The following is a 15,458-nucleotide window of genomic DNA, read 5'->3' as shown; positions in this document are numbered from 1 at the left end:
ATAAGGGCAGACTCAAAAGAGCCTGCCTTCGTTTCATTTATACAGAAGATAATCTTTACGAATCGGTAAGAACGCGTCGCGCTCGGCGTCGACTTTATCCATGATCGCCTCAAGCGACTCTCCGTCGAGGATCATGTCCTTCAAGTAGGCGTTTCCGGTCAGCTTCGTAATGAAGTCGTTCGCGAGGAACTCGAAGTCGTCCGGGTACAAGTCGTGCGCCACTTTCAACATGGCGATGCCGGTCTTGACCGCTTCGAACTTCGTCGGTTCGGTGACGTACACTTCGACGCCATGCGATAGCTTGCCCGCATTCTTCGAGAACGTCGGTGTGAACGAGGCGGCGCGGAACGTGACACCTGAAAGGTCGAGCGCGTTCAGCCTCTTGGCGTACTCGTGCGCGTTGATGTACGGGGCGCCGATCAATTCAAACGGTTTCGTCGTGCCGCGCCCTTCGGACAGGTTCGTTCCTTCGAACAGTCCGGTCGCCGGATAGACGTTGACCGTGTCGGTCGTCGGCATGTTCGGTGACGGCATGACGAACGGGAGGCCTGTATCTTCGTACAGCATCGAGCGTTTCCAGCCTTTCATCTTGACGACTTCGAGGTCAGCTTGAAGTTGGTATTCACGGTTGAACAGGCGAGCGAGTTCGCCGACGGTCATGCCGTGTTTGAGCGGGATCGGGTACAAACCGATGAAGCTTGAATAAGCCGGATCGAGCACCGGTCCTTCGACGCGGAGGCCGCCTTGCGGGTTCGGCCGGTCGAGGACGACGAACGGGATGTCGTTCTCGGCCGCAGCTTCCATCGCGTACGCCATCGTGTAGATGTACGTGTAGTAACGGGTGCCGACGTCTTGAATATCGAAGACGAGCACGTCGACGTCTTTGAGCATCTCAGGCGTCGGTTTTTTCGTTGCCCCGTACAGGCTATACACCGGAAGACCGGTCACGTCGTCGATATACGAGCTGATCGTCGAGCCGGCCTGGGCATCACCACGGACACCGTGCTCCGGTCCGTACAGTGCCGTGAGTTCAAAGTCGTCGGAGTTGTGGAACAAGTCGACGATGCTCGTCATGTTGGCATCGACACCGGTCGGGTTCGTGATCAGCCCGACGCGTTTACCGGCGAGCAGTTCCGGGTCGTCCCTCAACCGGTCGACCCCGAGCTCGACTTTCGGTTTCTTCGGTTTAGACTTGGCATCGGCGTCGAGCAAGACGACAGACGATGTGACGAGCGTCAGGGCAGCGAGGCCACCAATCCATTTCTTCATAAGAGTTCCTCCTTTAGAAAATGTAAGCGCTTTAACTATTATCCAGAGTGTAGCACTTTGTATTTTTAATTCAATAATATTAGTTATAAATAGGAAATTCGATTTCTTAATTTGATTCGTTATACCTAAAAAAAGCCACCGATTTCTCGGTGGCTCATGAATCAACGGACAGCGAGTGCTTTCCATCCGGTCGCACCCATGACAGAGCTGACTTGGGTTTTCGGGATAGTGAGGCGACCGCGGTACGGGTCGTTAATGTACAGGTTGTTTTTGTCATAGCCCGTCGCGAGCATGACGTGGTAGTTGGTGAATCCGGTGAATTTTTGGTTCGAGGCGGTATACCAATTGAAGTAGCCGTACGGTTGTTTAAAGTCGACGCTTGCCCAGACGATGACCGGGTTGCCGAGCGACAGTTCGCGCTCGATCGAGGCGAGGCCTTGGCCCGAAAGATCCTTGACCGGACGGTACTTACTCGAGAAGTTGATCATGCCTTTCGGGTAAATGCCATAGTTACGATATTTACTGAGCGTGCCTTTCGGGTCACCGGTGAACATGACGTTCGGGTCGACCCAGCGATAGAGCCGGTTCTCGTAGCGGGCGTTCCACATGCTTTTCGGCATCTCGCGATAGAGCGTCTCGGCGCTGACGACGCGGCCCTTCTTCTCGAGCGCCATCTTGAGCGAGAAGAACTCGCATCCGGACGGATACCCCATCGGGAACTGGCGGTAGAGCGGCACGCTCATCTTGTAGACGGAGAGGGGATTGCTGTAGGCGCCTCTCGCGTCGAACGAAGCGTTGCCGACTTTTTTGTTTTTGTACATGACACCGGATGCATCGAAGTAATACCATTTGCCGCTGATCGCTTGCCAATCGGTTTTCTTCGTCAACGTCGGTGCATAATACTCGTACTGTGTCGTATACTTCCAACCGGTCTCGCGGACACCGGTCGAGTGGAAGTGGTAATAGTATGAACCGATCTTGTGCTTTCCTTGGAGACGATAGCCATAGACGGGATGGAATCCGTAAACTTTACCTTGAATCGTCTGAAGTCCGTAGCGGCGTTTCCCGTCCGTACCGAAGTAATAATAGCGGGCGGCGACTTTTTGCACGCCTTGAAGCCGGTAGCCGTATGTCTCATGGAACCCGTATACAGTCGTGCCGACTTTCTGCAAGCCATGCCTTCTGGCGCCGTCCGAGCCGAAGTAGTAATGGCGTGTCCCGACTTGTTGCCAGCCGGTCGCCATCTTTCCATCTTTCAGCAATAAATATTTTTTCCCGGAAATCGTATATGTACCGGTTCGGATTGTTCCGTCTGTGAAGATGTAATGCTTGGCACCATTGATGGTTTGCCAACCGCTCAAACGCTGTCCGTTAGGCGAAAAGTAATAGTGTTTCCCGTCAATCGTCATGAAACCGAGCGCCATCGTCCCATCTGACTTGAAGTAATGAACGTTGTTTTCGAGCTGTTGCCAGCCGGTCAAACGCTTCCCGTCAGCAGCGAACAAATATGTAGCGCCATCAAGTGGATAAAGTCCTGTGACTCGGACACCGTTCGCTTCGAAATAATAGATCGAGTCGTCAATCGTCTGCCAGCCCGTCACCATGACACCGAACGCATCAAAGTAGTACGTCTTGCCTTCGATTTCTTGCCAACCGGTCAACGTCGTCCCATCGGCCGTCGTATAGACCGTTCCGTTTGCTGTCATCTGAAACCCGGCTTCGGCGTGCCCGATACTCGGTAGGGCAAACAAACTGACGGCAAGTACCGTTCCTGTAAACCAATAGCTCGATTTCATTCAATTTCCCCCGTATTCAATATACAAAATTGTCTGAATTTGTAACTCTATTATACGTTGAAAATTAAAGACACACGCATCGACGAAAGACCTATTTTACAAAATTGAATAATCAGGACGTTCGACTCAAAAATAATAAGCGCTTGGACGCGACGAACAACACTAGTCCGATCAAGACAATGCTAGTGACGAGCGGCCAAGCGAAATTGACGCTTTGGATGAGCGCCTCGCCCGACAATCCGCCAAGGTTCCAAGGCATCCAGTCCCAATCGATCCAACTGAGCAGGAGCGATAAGACGAAGTGGACACCGAGTGTGATGACGAGGGCGACGAGTCCGCTCTCGAGCAGCGCGGCGAATAAGAAGAAGATCGACAGCTGCACGACGAAATGGACGATCAATAGACCCGTGGAAATGAGAAAGTCCGTCACATCGAACGAGTCGAACAAGATGACCGTATAATAGGCGGCTGTGCCTTGGGCGAGCAAGATGGAAACAGCGGAAAGTAACGTGTAGTGTGCCCATTTACTCATGACGATGCGAGAAGCTGGAATGTTGAGCGACTTGAGCCAAGCGAGCGTACCGAGTGTACGTTCTTGGCTGAACGTATGCATCGCCGACAGCAGGACGACGAGCAGGCCGATCTGTCGCAGCTGCTCACTGACTGATAAGAGTACTTCGGCCGGTGTCGGCGTCGGGATCTCGATGACGGTCCCGTCCGGCAAGTTACCGCCTGACGCTAAAATGTCTGGTAAGAAGTAGAGCGTGAGCGGCTGCATCGCCGCGAGCAACATCAGAGCGACCGGCACCCAAACGAGCCGTTTATTGCGCCACGATTCTTTCCATTCTTGTTTAAAAATGGCCGTCCTCATTAAGCGTTCACCTCCAAAAACAGTGATTCGAGCGACGGATGACCGACGTGGAACGATTGGATCATCAGTCCTTGGGCGAGGACGCGTTGCAGAATCGCCCGCTCGGACATCGTTTTATCGGACGTCTCGAACGTCCATGTCGTCCCCGTCCGCGAGACACGGACGACACCCGCAAGCGCGCTCCAATCGCCTTCCGTCGTCATGTCATCGAACAGGCGAAGTTGGATGGACGATTTGGCCCCGAGCAAATCGGTGACGGTGCCTTCCATGAGCAGGCGTCCTTGCCGAAGCAGGAGCACCCAGTCGCTCGCCTCCTCGGCGTCAGGGAGCACGTGCGTCGAATAGAGAATCATCCGCTCGCGCTTCAAGTCGCTCAAGAGATCGAGCACTTCCCGGCGGCCGCGCGGGTCGAGCGCCGACACCGGTTCATCGAGCAACAATAGTTCCGGGTCATGGACGAGCGCTTGGGCGATGCCGAGCCGTTGCCGCATCCCGCCTGACAAGTGCGCCGCCGGGCGGTCGACCGGTTCTAAGCCGACGCGTTTTAAGAGGTTCAAGGCGTCGACGCCGGTCGTGCCCGTCAAGTCGGCCGCATATTTAATCGTCTCGACCGGTGTGAGGGAAGGGTAAAGCGCCGGCCGTTGCGGTAAATAACCGACCCGGATTGTGTCGTGACCCTCGATCTGTCCGGACGTCGGCGTCGTCACACGGGCGATCATGTTGAGGAGCGTCGTCTTGCCGGCCCCGTTCTCGCCGAGGAGCGACGTGCAGCCCGGGCGCAGCGAGAAGCTGACGTCATCGAGCGCGGTGAACGTGCCGAATCGTTTGGTGAGATGGCTCGCATTCATTGTTTTGTCCGTCCCCAGAGGAAATAGACGATCGGACCGAGGATGTTGATAAAGACGATGACGAGGAGCCACACCCATTTCGGTCCGTTCGTTTCAGGCCGCTTGAATAAATCGATCATGGCGACGACGAGGAGGATCAGTTGCAGTAACAATAAAGGCAGTAAAATTAAAAGTAACGTGCTCGGGTCGTTGACAATCTCCATGAAAGCTTGCCTCCTTAGTTAGTTGTACATACACTATTTGATTCCACACATAGGACGTTGTTCCTGTATAAGACACAAAAAATCCCTTTCTCGAGTCGAGAAAGGGGATGGCTTATTTGACGATGATGACGGGTGCTTGCGCCCGTTTGGCGAGTTTGTGGCTGACGCTGCCGAGGACGAACTCTTGGAACGTATTGAGGCCGCGCGAGCCGACGACGACGTATTCGAACGGATCGCGATTGGCGTATTTGACGAGCTCGACGTCCGGTTCGCCGCGGAGTTCGACGTATTCATAGGCGATGCCTTCCGCTTCGATCGTATCGAACAACGGTTGCATCATGCGTTTTCGTTTCGTCTCGAGATCGATCTTGCCGGTCGAGTTGAGCGCGGCCTCTTTCGATTCTTTCGCACTGACGACGTGAACGATATCAATCGATGCGTCTGATGCTTTGGCGAGTTGAATTGCCTTTGTTAAAGCTCGTCTCGAGTGATCCGAGCCATCTGCCGCTAAAAAGATTTTACCCATTCTTTCAACGCCTCCTCTTGTACGCTTGCTACTACAAGTATATGCGATTTTTTATGAAAGCGCATTCGCAATTGTGTCGATTCGAGATACAGAAAAAGGAAGTGAACGCTGAGGTTCACTTCCTGTCTGATTATCGGACGATGACGACCGGCGCGAGCGCGCGTTTGGCGAGCTTATGGCTGACGCTGCCGAGCACGAACTCTTGGAACGTGTTCAAGCCGCGCGAGCCGACGACGACGTATTCGAACGGTTCATGGTTCGCATACTTGACGAGCTCGACGTCCGGTTCACCACGGAGCTCGATATATTCGTACTCGAGTCCGGCTGCTTCGATCGCTGAGAAGAAACGTTGCATCCGCTGCATCCGTTTCGCCTCCAGGTCGATTTTGCCTGTTGATTGCAGGGCACTTTCTTTTGACTCTTTCGAGCTGACGACGTGAACGACATCGATTTTGGCGTTCGAGACTTTCGCGAGCTCGATCGCTTTCGCGGTCGCGCGCATCGAATGGTCCGATCCGTCAACGGCTAAGAAGATTTTTGTCATGTGAATCCCTCCCGAATTAATGTCCGATGCCGGCATCTTGTTGTTTCAAGTGAAGCGCGAGCGTATTGAGCAGCTTCTCTGAATCTTTGTTCAAGTTCAACAGTTCTGGCTCGATTCCATTCGCACGGTATTTGAAGACGACTTTGTCGATGGCGCCGATGGCCGAATCGTCCCAAAGGTGTGTGTTCGAGAAGTTGATTGTCACATGTTTGATGCCTGCCTCGACATCTTCTTCGACGTCGAATTGGTTGACGAACTCAGACGTTGATGCGAAGAACAATTGACCGTTCACGACGTAGTGGGCGTGGTCGGCTTCGACGTTGCGGTCGAGTTCGACTTTCGAGATTTTCGCGGCGAACAAAATCGCAGCTGTTAAAATCCCGGCGAACACACCGATTGACAAGTCGTGCGTGAGCACAGTGACGAGCACGGTGACGAGCATGACGACCGTATCCGACTTTTGTGCCGTCCGGAGCGCTTTAAGTGAGCCCCAGTCAAACGTCGCATACGACACGAAGAACATGACACCGACGAGGGCGCCGACTGGAATCAACATAAGAACGTCACTGATTGTCATGATCATGATGAACAACGCGAGTCCGGCGACGAACGTCGATAGACGGCCACGTGCTCCAGACGAGACGTTGATGACCGATTGGCCGATCATCGCACAACCTGGCATCGCGCCGAAGAAACCGGCGATGATGTTGGCGATCCCTTGACCTTTTGACTCACGATTCTTGTTCGAATCCGTTCCTGTCATGTCATCGACGATTTGAGCTGTGAGCAACGACTCGATCAAGCCGACGAAGGCGAGTGAGAAGGCATACGGCAAGATGATCATGAGCGTCTCGAGCGTGAACGGAACGTCAGGGAATAAGAATTCCGGCAACGTTGCTGAAATCGTCCCCATGTCGCCGATGTTTTTCGTATCGAGCCCCATAAAGACAGCAAGTAGCGTCATCGCGACGATGGCGACGAGCGGTGCCGGGATTGCGCCCGTGATACGTGGGAACAAGAAGATGATGACGAGTGATGCGGCGACGATCGCCCACATGATCCAGCTCTCGCCTTCAAAGTTTGGTAATTGAGCTTGGAAGATCAAAATAGCGAGGGCGTTAACGAAGCCGACCATGACCGCACGCGGGATGAACTTCATAAGACGCGCTATACCAAAGAACCCGAGCACGATTTGAATGATACCGGCTAAAATACCGGCTGCTAATAAATATTGGAGACCGTAATCTCGAACTAAATCGACAACGAGGAGCACCATGGCCCCGGTTGCAGCTGAAATCATCGCTGGTCGACCGCCCGTGATCGAAATGACCATGGCGATAATGAATGAAGCGTATAGACCGACCATCGGGTTCAGTCCAGCGATGAGTGAGAATGCGATCGCCTCAGGGATGAGGGCGAGCGCGACGACGATCCCCGCAAGGACGTCAGCCCGGACGTTACCGAGCCATTCTTGTTTGACAGTATTCAATTTTTCCAAAAAGAACACACCTCTCTTTATAGTTTTGACTTTGACCTCCGAGTCTCACGAAGATCAAATGCGTCATTATATGAAGGAAGCGGTTAAACCGACACATGTTTTCACAACGTGTTTTATCATAACGAACTTTTTCAGAAAAGACAATTGCTTATCATTAAAAACTATGGTAATTTCATAACGTAAAGGTTATATAACGGTTTTGTTATACACGGAGTAAAGGAGAATGACGATGCATACCGCAGAAGAACTGAGTAAAGTGCTCAAAGTGCTCGCTGACCCGACGCGGTTGACGATGTTAAAGCAGATGCAGGATGGGGAACAGTGTGCCTGCAGCTTCGTTGACTGCTTCGACATCTCGCAGCCGGCGATCAGCCGGCATTTGAAGATGATGCGGCAAGCGGGACTGCTGCTCGAGCGCCGAGACAAGCAATGGATCCATTACCGGTTGAACGAGGCGAGCCCGTTCTATTCGATCGTCGTCGATCTGCTCGGACAAGTCGAGATGATCGATGCGAGCTGTGACTGTGACGCCGAGTGTGCCATTTAAGGAGGAATAAACGATGAAACTTGAAGTATTCGAACCGGCCATGTGCTGTCCGACCGGACTATGTGGCCCATCGATCGACCCGGAACTGACGCGGATCGCGACGATCCATTACGTGTTGAAACAACGCGGTTTCGACGTCGAGCGTTATAACCTCGCCTCGGAGCCGAACCGTTTCGTTGAAAACGCAAACGTGCAAGCCGAGATCACGAAAGGGCTCGACACGCTCCCGCTCACCGTCATCGACGGTGAGATCGTCAAACGCGGCGCCTACATGACGAACGAAGAGATCGCTGAACTGACCGGTCTCCCGGTCGCGGCGTTCGCGAAACAAGACGGCGAGAAACCGAAAGTCCGCATCACGCTTAAAAAATAAGGAGGCGCGTCATGATGAATCGCTTTGATTTTAATACGATTGAGCCGACCCGTTACATGTTTTTGACCGGGAAAGGCGGCGTCGGGAAGACGTCGACCGCCTCGAGCCTCGCCTTGACGCTCGCTGACCGTGGCAAGCGCGTCTTGCTCGTCTCGACCGACCCGGCAAGTAATTTGCAGGACGTGTTCGAGATGGAACTTGACGAGACACCGCGAGCAGTCCCGGGGACGGAGCTATTGATTGCGAACTTCGACCCGGAAGAAGCGGCAAAAGCGTATATGGAACGCATGGTCGGCCCGTATCGCGGCGTGCTCCCGGACGTCGCCATCCAGTCGATGGAAGAGCAACTGTCCGGTGCCTGTACGGTCGAGATCGCGGCGTTCGATCAGTTCACCGAGCTGTTGACGTCAGAGACGGCCCGTGACACGTACGACCATGTCATCTTCGACACGGCACCGACCGGGCATACGCTCCGGTTGCTCACGCTCCCGAGCGCGTGGGACGAATTTTTAGAGACGAACACGACCGGCGTCTCATGCCTCGGTCCGCTCGCTGGTCTATCAGACAAGCAACACCAATATAAACTGGCGGTCGAGACACTCTCGAACGGGGACGAGACGACACTGTTGCTCGTCGCCCGTCCTGAGACGTCGACGCTCGTCGAGGCGAGTCGTGCCGCAACGGAGCTCCACGCCATCGGGATCGAGCGGATGCAACTCGTCATCAACGGTGTCGTCGACCCGGCGGAAGGTACGGACCGTTATACGAGACGGTTCATCGAGCGCCAACAAGACGCGCTCGACAACTTGCCACAAGGCGTCGACACGCTCGAGACGTTCACGCTCCCATACGCCTACGAGAACTTGGTCGGCGTCCCGGCACTGCGCCGCTGGGTGAACGGGGAGACGGTCGACGTACCGGATATGACATATGATGCGAGCCGTTACGGTTCGATCGATACGCTCGTCGATGAAATCGAAGCGGACGGTCCGAGCGTCATCATGACGATGGGCAAAGGTGGGGTCGGCAAGACGACACTCGCCTCACTCCTCGCCGTCGCTTTGAGCGAACGCGGCCACGCCGTCCATTTGACGACGACCGACCCGGCGGCACACGTCGCTTTCACAATCGGTGAGGACGTGCCCGCCACGTTCACCGTCGACGCGATCGACCCGAAAGTCGAGATCGAGAACTATCGGGCCGACGTGTTCCATGAAGCGGGGGACATGACCGACGAACAGCACGCGATGCTTGAAGAAGATTTACGTTCGCCGTGTACGGAAGAAATTGCGGTGTTCCGTGCCTTCGCCGGTCAAGTCGCCAAAGCGAAAGACCGGTTCGTCGTCATCGACACGGCACCGACCGGACATACACTGCTCTTGCTCGACGCGACCGAGAGCTATCACCGTGAGCTCGAACGCTCGACCGGTGTCGTCCCGGAAGCGGTCCGCGAACTGTTGCCGAAGCTCCGTGACCCGAAACAGACGCACGTCGTCATCACGACGCTCCCTGAAGCGACACCAGTGTATGAAGCCGAGCGGCTCGTCACCGACTTGGAACGGGCCGGCATCCGTCCGTTCGCCTGGGTCGTCAACCAATCATTCACACCGCTCGACGTCGAAAGCAAACTGCTCACGGCGAAAGTCGCGAGTGAGGCGATTTGGCTCGAACGGGTGAACACGTATCCGCGTCCGACGTTACTGTCGTGGCAAGAACACTTGCCGGTCGGCTATCCGGCGTTATCTCAACTATTGAAGGAGGAAATCAAATGAACATCACGAATGAAGCGATCGATTTTATGAAAACAGCACTCGAGGATGAAGAAGTGAAATCAGTCCGGATCTGTACGGAAGCAGGATGCTGCGGCCCGACGCTCGGTCTTCACATCGCCGCTCCGGAAGCGACGGACGACGTGAAAGATTATGACGGCCTCACGTTCGCTGTCTCGAAAGACGCAGAAGCGATGGCGGAGAACGTCACACTCGACGTCGAATCGACAGAAGACAGTGCGAGCCTCGTGCTCCGTGGTCTTCAAGAAACGTGCTAACAAAAATAGAGATTATTGGAGGAACTCATTGTGCAGTGGATTGCTAGTATCATCTTTTTAGTGACGCTCTTCCTCATCATCAAGCAACCGAAAGGCCTCGGCATCGGTTACTCGGCGATGGGGATGGCGGCCATTGCCCTCATCACTGGGGTCGTCAATTTTGATGACGTCGGTACCGTATGGGGCATCATTTGGAACGCGACGTTTACGTTTATCGCCATCATTCTCATCTCGCTCATTTTGGACGAGATCGGATTCTTTGAATGGGCCGCTTTACATATGGCTCGGATCGCCGGGGGGGGCGGTGTCAAACTGTTCGTCTACATCACGCTTCTCGGTGCGCTCGTCGCCGCATTATTCGCGAACGACGGGGCGGCGCTCATCTTGACGCCGATCGTGCTCGCGATGGTACGGGCGCTTAAACTACCGGACGCCGTCGTCTTGGCGTACGTCATCGCCTCGGGTTTCATCGCCGATACGGCAAGTTTGCCGTTCGTCGTCTCGAACCTCGTCAACATCGTCTCGGCCGACTTCTTCGAGATCGGTTTTGCCGAGTATGCGGCGCGGATGGTGTTCGTCAACGTGTTCGCCGTCGCCGGCAGTTTGCTCGTCTTGTACTTGTACTTTAAAAAAGACATCCCGAAGCAGTACGACTTGTCAAAACTCGTCGAGCCGAGCACGGTCATTAAAGACCATAAGATGTTCCGCTTGTCGTGGGTCGTCCTCGCTCTGCTCGTCATCGGCTACTTCACGAGCGACATCATCGGCATCCCGGTCTCGCTCGTCGCCGGTGTCATCGCCTTGTTCTTCCTGATCATGGCGAACCGTTCGCCTGCTGTGAAGACGGAGCAAGTCGTCAAAGGCGCGCCGTGGGCGATCGTCTTCTTCTCGCTCGGGATGTACATCGTCGTCTACGGCCTACAAAACGCGGGGCTGACGCAAGTGCTCGCCAACTTTATCGACTGGTTCTCAGGTAGCGTGTTAACGGCCACGTTCGGGATGGGCTTCTTGGCCGCGATCTTATCGTCGGTCATGAACAACATGCCGACCGTCATGATCGACGCGCTCGCCATCGATTTGACGAATACATCGGGTCAGATTCGCGAAGCGCTCATCTATGCGAACGTCATCGGTTCCGACCTGGGACCGAAGATCACACCGATCGGGTCGCTCGCGACGCTCTTGTGGCTTCACGTGCTCCGGACGAAAGGACTTAAGATCGGTTGGGGACAATACTTTAAAGTTGGAATCATCTTGACGATCCCAACGCTTGCCATCACGTTGCTCGGCCTGTATATCAGCTTACTACTATATTGAGGAGTGGATTTTTTATGAAGTTAGTCATCATCGGTTCAGTCGCTGCCGGTACATCGGTCGCGGCGAAAGCACGTCGTAACAACGAAGACGCACAAATTACGATTTACGACCGTGATTACGATATCTCCTACTCGGGTTGCGGGATCCCATATTACGTCGGAGGCGAAGTCGAGTCACGCGATGACTTGACGCCACGCGACGCCGCTTTCTTCAAAAAGCGTTACAACATCGATGTCATGACGCGTCATAACGTGACGGCGATCGATGCGGACGCGAAGACGGTCACGGTCGAAAACCTGGAGACGGGTGAGACGTTCACGGACAGCTATGACGTCCTCGTCCTCGCGACCGGTGCCTCGAGCATCGTCCCGCCGATTCCGGGCGTGAAGTCAGATAACGTCTTCCCGATCCGCAACATCCAGAACGCGGAAGCGACACGCAACTTCGTCGACGCGACGAACCCGAAACATGCGACGGTCATCGGGGCCGGCTTCATCGGTCTTGAGATGGCCGAGCAGCTCAAACTTCGTGGCATCGACGTCACGATCATCGAGCGCATCCCGCAAGTGATGCCGCCGCTCGACAAAGACATGGCGTGCCGCGTCGAGGACCACCTCGAGAAGAACGGCATCGAGCTGTTGCTCGGTGAGACCGTGACAGAGCTCGTCGGCGACGGTCACGTCGAACGCGTTGTCACCGCGAGCGGGAAGACGGTCGAGACCGACCTCGTCATCCTATCGGTCGGTGTCCGTCCGAACACGGAACTCGCCAAGTCGATCGGTGTCACAATCGGTGAGACGGGTGCAATCGCCATCAACGAACGGATGGAGACGAACGTGGACAGCGTCTATGCTGCCGGCGACGTCGCTGAAAGCGTCTCGCTCGTCACGGGTAAACCGATTTGGCGCCCACTCGGCTCGACGGCGAACAAGATGGGACGTTCACTAGGTGACCTGCTCACGGGCGGGGAACTCGAACACCGCGGCATCCTCGGGACGGGCATCTTCAAAGTGTTCGGCCTCGCGGTCGCGCAGACGGGCCTCTCGGAGCGTGAAGCGCGTGACCTTGGCTACGACGTCGAAGTGCTCCACAACACGAAACCGGACAAGCCGGCCTATATGGGCGGGAAAGACATGACGATCAAAGCGATCGGCGACCGGGCGACACGTCAACTGCTCGGCGTCCAAATCGTCGGCTTCGAAGGCGTCGACAAGCGTATCGACGTGTTCGTCACGGCGATCACGTTCAAAGCGAAAGTTGATGATTTGTTCCATCTCGACCTCGCGTACGCACCGCCGTTTTCGACGACGAAAGACCCGGTCATGTACACGGGGATGGCACTGGCGAACAGCATGAACAAGTCGGCCCGTCTCATTACGCCGGCTGAGCTACAGCAGCGGATCGACGCGGACGAGTACATCCAGGTCATCGATACACGGAAAGCGGCGCAGTTTGAGAAGGCGTGCGTCGACTGTGCGGTCAACATCCCGCTCGGCAAGCTTCGCGAGGCGTCAAAAGACCTCGAGAAAGACAAGCCGACGGTCGTCTACTGCAACGGCGGCGTCACCGGGAACGCAGCGCAAAACGTGCTCCGTAACCTCGGCTTCACCGACGTCTACAACTTGTCAGGCGGCAACAAGAACTATCAACTATTCAAAAAACACGGGAATTAACAAACAGGGCGTCCGAATCATTTTTTCGGACGCTCTGTTTTGATATGCTTATCAGTGAGGTGAATATCATGAACTACCGGATGTTGCATGAAAAGTTCGAACGTCGAAAGCAATGGCTCATTTTTGAAAAAGAAGAAGTCGTCCGGCGTGTGATGGTCCGCTACAAGGCACGCATCATTCCGAAAACGGATATTATGGACCTCGTGAATGATGATCAGCTGTCGTATGAGCATATCTTCTGCTGTTTGACGATTGATGACCCGCGTATGATCGATAAAATTTTTACGGCGAAGGAAAAAAAGGACCACAAATGGGAACGTGAGGATAACGCACGGCGTGGGATGGTATACAAACATAAGGACGAGGAACATCGTCGTTACAATCAACTGATCATTGATGAAATGGAAGGTCGCCGGCTCGATATCGTGCTCGAGAGTAAGGACGGGAAGTTTGTGACCGGTTTTTTGACGCGCGATATGTGTGAACAGGTTGTCTCTTATGTTTACGCGCATACAGGCGGGGCGAAGTTCACAGGACTCATCCCGAGAGCGATGTGGCCGCCAGATGTGACGGACGAGGAGTTTAAACTGAGTTATCGCCGGTATTTGGAATCGTTAGACGAATTCAACAAATTGTGAACTAACCCCCGATGCGCTGACATCGGGGGTTAGTTCGCTTGTTGCTGATTCCATTTACTGACCCGGTTGCGACCGCTACGTTTGGCGACATACAGACCGAGGTCGGATTTTTTGGTGAGTTGTTCGGACGTGACGATCTTTGGTTCGGACGTACTCGCGACACCGATCGAGACGGTGATGTCGAGCTGTTTGCCGTCCGGGAGCAAAAATGGACTTTCCGCGATTTGACGCAAGTAGCGGTTGGCGATGACGAACCCTTGCGACAAGTTGCAGTCCGACAACAGCACCGAGAACTCTTCGCCGCCATGGCGACACACCATGTCATCGGTACGGGCCGTCTCTGTGAGCCGTTTGCCAAGCTCGATCAAGATGGCGTCGCCGGCATCATGGCCATACGTATCGTTCACCGATTTAAAATGATCGATATCGAGTAAGAGCAGCGTGATGTCGTAAGGACTCGAGAACACTTCCTCGTCGACGCGCTTCATCTCTTCCTCGAAGCGACGACGGTTGCCAAGACCCGTCAAGGCGTCGGTGTAGGCGGCTTCTCGATATTTTGTGATCTGCCGTTCCGTGCGCTGCATCTTGCGGATGCCCCCATAGACGATATGAAGGACGAACCCGGTTGAATATCCAATCGTGACGAAAGCAATCAACGTATAGACGTACATTTTTGGAGCGGTATAGGTACTAAAGTTTAAGAGCGAGAACAAGGCGATAAATCCGAGGCTGATGGCGTTGACGATGCGGATGTCCCGCGTCGGTTTGATTCGCTCCCGGAGTTTCATATAGACGACTGCGGTTGTGGCCGCGACCGTATAGTCGAGAAAAACGATTAACAGCAACGTATCCGATATGATGAACGGAAGCAGCAGTATGCTCGAGACGTACGTGATCCGGACGCCTTGGAGGCCAAAGTAAAGGCCGGCAATGATGATGGGGACAAACCCGTACTGAAAGTCGGCTTGGGCGTTCCAGAGCACACCATGCAACGTAATGACGATCGTCAGGCCGGCGAGGAGTAGTGAAATCGTGATTTGCCGTCTTAACGGGAGCTTGCTCGTGAACCCGAGCTTCGTGAGGCGCGAGATCATATAAAGGCCGATCAGCAGTAAGCTGGCGTTGGCAATCAAGTTATTGATTAAATTGGTCATCGACATTTTAAAAATTCCTCCCCTATTTTCTATATTCGGCAGATGAGGATAAAAAAGCAATCATTTTGTGATGGGAAAATGAGTTCGAACCAACAAGTGGCTTGATATGGGAAACGTTAGTTGTTTATTTAGAAAAGAATTGAAATTAAGGAAG

General features: G+C 54.3%; 16 protein-coding genes. 7 read left to right on the top strand and 9 right to left on the bottom strand.

Annotation, left to right across the window (positions count from 1 at the left end; translation table 11 throughout):
* Nucleotides 1-33: 33 nt before the first annotated feature.
* The 8 genes from EVJ21_RS05855 to EVJ21_RS05820 form a co-directional block, all read right to left on the bottom strand.
* The gene (locus tag EVJ21_RS05855) at nt 34-1,269 is read right to left on the bottom strand and encodes an exo-beta-N-acetylmuramidase NamZ family protein (protein WP_131490084.1); all 1,236 of its coding nucleotides are present in this window, start codon (nt 1,267-1,269) and stop codon (nt 34-36) included.
* A 161-nt stretch (nt 1,270-1,430) separates the two neighbouring features.
* A complete protein-coding gene (locus EVJ21_RS05850) occupies nt 1,431-3,065 on the bottom strand; it encodes a C39 family peptidase (RefSeq protein ID WP_131490083.1) in 1,635 nt (544 codons plus the stop codon).
* Between the two features lie 112 nt (nt 3,066-3,177).
* Nucleotides 3,178-3,936, bottom strand: coding sequence for an ABC transporter permease (locus tag EVJ21_RS05845; RefSeq protein ID WP_131490082.1), 759 nt, complete (start codon nt 3,934-3,936; stop codon nt 3,178-3,180).
* Nucleotides 3,936-4,784, bottom strand: coding sequence for an ABC transporter ATP-binding protein (locus tag EVJ21_RS05840; RefSeq protein WP_131490081.1), 849 nt, complete (start codon nt 4,782-4,784; stop codon nt 3,936-3,938). Before EVJ21_RS05840 ends, EVJ21_RS05845 begins: the two co-directional genes overlap by 1 nt.
* Entirely contained in the window at nt 4,781-4,987 is a 207-nt protein-coding gene (locus EVJ21_RS05835) for a PLD nuclease N-terminal domain-containing protein (protein WP_131438833.1), read from the bottom strand. Before EVJ21_RS05835 ends, EVJ21_RS05840 begins: the two co-directional genes overlap by 4 nt.
* 112 nt (nt 4,988-5,099) lie before the next feature.
* Complete coding sequence (locus EVJ21_RS05830; protein WP_131438831.1) at nt 5,100-5,513, bottom strand: universal stress protein; 414 nt, start codon at nt 5,511-5,513, stop codon at nt 5,100-5,102.
* Nucleotides 5,514-5,643: 130 nt separating this feature from the next.
* Nucleotides 5,644-6,057: a universal stress protein gene (locus EVJ21_RS05825; RefSeq protein ID WP_131464178.1), complete on the bottom strand. Its 414-nt coding sequence runs from the start codon at nt 6,055-6,057 to the stop codon at nt 5,644-5,646.
* Nucleotides 6,058-6,073: 16 nt separating this feature from the next.
* Complete coding sequence (locus tag EVJ21_RS05820; RefSeq protein ID WP_131464176.1) at nt 6,074-7,555, bottom strand: SulP family inorganic anion transporter; 1,482 nt, start codon at nt 7,553-7,555, stop codon at nt 6,074-6,076.
* 229 nt (nt 7,556-7,784) lie between these two features.
* Here EVJ21_RS05820 and EVJ21_RS05815 point away from each other — a divergent pair, with 229 nt between their 5' ends.
* From EVJ21_RS05815 to EVJ21_RS05785, 7 genes are all read left to right on the top strand, one after another.
* Entirely contained in the window at nt 7,785-8,102 is a 318-nt protein-coding gene (locus tag EVJ21_RS05815) for an ArsR/SmtB family transcription factor (RefSeq protein ID WP_070328555.1), read from the top strand.
* Between the two features lie 13 nt (nt 8,103-8,115).
* On the top strand, nt 8,116-8,475 hold the full coding sequence (arsD, locus tag EVJ21_RS05810) for an arsenite efflux transporter metallochaperone ArsD (protein ID WP_131456514.1): 360 nt from the start codon (nt 8,116-8,118) through the stop codon (nt 8,473-8,475).
* An 11-nt stretch (nt 8,476-8,486) separates the two neighbouring features.
* Nucleotides 8,487-10,247, top strand: a complete 1,761-nt coding sequence (arsA, locus tag EVJ21_RS05805) for an arsenical pump-driving ATPase (protein WP_131490080.1) — start codon at nt 8,487-8,489, stop codon at nt 10,245-10,247.
* Complete coding sequence (locus tag EVJ21_RS05800) at nt 10,244-10,522, top strand: Fe-S cluster assembly protein HesB (protein ID WP_131490079.1); 279 nt, start codon at nt 10,244-10,246, stop codon at nt 10,520-10,522. Before arsA ends, EVJ21_RS05800 begins: the two co-directional genes overlap by 4 nt.
* A 30-nt stretch (nt 10,523-10,552) precedes the next feature.
* Nucleotides 10,553-11,839, top strand: a complete 1,287-nt coding sequence (locus EVJ21_RS05795; protein ID WP_131490078.1) for an arsenic transporter — start codon at nt 10,553-10,555, stop codon at nt 11,837-11,839.
* Nucleotides 11,840-11,853: 14 nt separating this feature from the next.
* Complete coding sequence (locus EVJ21_RS05790) at nt 11,854-13,512, top strand: FAD-dependent oxidoreductase (protein ID WP_131490077.1); 1,659 nt, start codon at nt 11,854-11,856, stop codon at nt 13,510-13,512.
* 68 nt (nt 13,513-13,580) lie between these two features.
* Nucleotides 13,581-14,150: a hypothetical protein gene (locus EVJ21_RS05785; RefSeq protein ID WP_131490076.1), complete on the top strand. Its 570-nt coding sequence runs from the start codon at nt 13,581-13,583 to the stop codon at nt 14,148-14,150.
* A gap of 29 nt (nt 14,151-14,179) precedes the next feature.
* Here EVJ21_RS05785 and EVJ21_RS05780 read toward each other — a convergent pair whose 3' ends face one another.
* Nucleotides 14,180-15,310 carry a GGDEF domain-containing protein gene (locus tag EVJ21_RS05780; protein ID WP_131464164.1) on the bottom strand — a complete coding sequence of 377 codons (1,131 nt, stop codon included), beginning with the start codon at nt 15,308-15,310 and terminating at the stop codon, nt 14,180-14,182.
* Between the last annotated feature and the right edge of the window lie 148 nt (nt 15,311-15,458).

The sequence above is a fragment of the Exiguobacterium sp. SH0S2 genome (genome assembly GCF_004337185.1).
Classification (GTDB): domain Bacteria; phylum Bacillota; class Bacilli; order Exiguobacteriales; family Exiguobacteriaceae; genus Exiguobacterium; species Exiguobacterium aurantiacum_A.
Note: the sequence above shows the minus strand (reverse complement) of the source record. Positions and strands in the feature narration are given on the sequence as shown.

Excerpts from the sequence above, each read along its gene's own strand:
- EVJ21_RS05855 (WP_131490084.1), bottom strand. The coding sequence starts at position 1,269 with ATGAAGAAATGGATTGGTGGCCTCGCTGCCCTGACGCTCGTCACATCG.
- EVJ21_RS05850 (WP_131490083.1), bottom strand. The coding sequence starts at position 3,065 with ATGAAATCGAGCTATTGGTTTACAGGAACGGTACTTGCCGTCAGTTTG.
- EVJ21_RS05845 (WP_131490082.1), bottom strand. The coding sequence starts at position 3,936 with ATGAGGACGGCCATTTTTAAACAAGAATGGAAAGAATCGTGGCGCAAT.
- EVJ21_RS05840 (WP_131490081.1), bottom strand. The coding sequence starts at position 4,784 with ATGAATGCGAGCCATCTCACCAAACGATTCGGCACGTTCACCGCGCTC.
- EVJ21_RS05835 (WP_131438833.1), bottom strand. The coding sequence starts at position 4,987 with ATGGAGATTGTCAACGACCCGAGCACGTTACTTTTAATTTTACTGCCT.
- EVJ21_RS05830 (WP_131438831.1), bottom strand. The coding sequence starts at position 5,513 with ATGGGTAAAATCTTTTTAGCGGCAGATGGCTCGGATCACTCGAGACGA.
- EVJ21_RS05825 (WP_131464178.1), bottom strand. The coding sequence starts at position 6,057 with ATGACAAAAATCTTCTTAGCCGTTGACGGATCGGACCATTCGATGCGC.
- EVJ21_RS05815 (WP_070328555.1), top strand. The coding sequence starts at position 7,785 with ATGCATACCGCAGAAGAACTGAGTAAAGTGCTCAAAGTGCTCGCTGAC.
- arsD (WP_131456514.1), top strand. The coding sequence starts at position 8,116 with ATGAAACTTGAAGTATTCGAACCGGCCATGTGCTGTCCGACCGGACTA.
- arsA (WP_131490080.1), top strand. The coding sequence starts at position 8,487 with ATGATGAATCGCTTTGATTTTAATACGATTGAGCCGACCCGTTACATG.
- EVJ21_RS05800 (WP_131490079.1), top strand. The coding sequence starts at position 10,244 with ATGAACATCACGAATGAAGCGATCGATTTTATGAAAACAGCACTCGAG.
- EVJ21_RS05790 (WP_131490077.1), top strand. The coding sequence starts at position 11,854 with ATGAAGTTAGTCATCATCGGTTCAGTCGCTGCCGGTACATCGGTCGCG.
- EVJ21_RS05785 (WP_131490076.1), top strand. The coding sequence starts at position 13,581 with ATGAACTACCGGATGTTGCATGAAAAGTTCGAACGTCGAAAGCAATGG.
- EVJ21_RS05780 (WP_131464164.1), bottom strand. The coding sequence starts at position 15,310 with ATGTCGATGACCAATTTAATCAATAACTTGATTGCCAACGCCAGCTTA.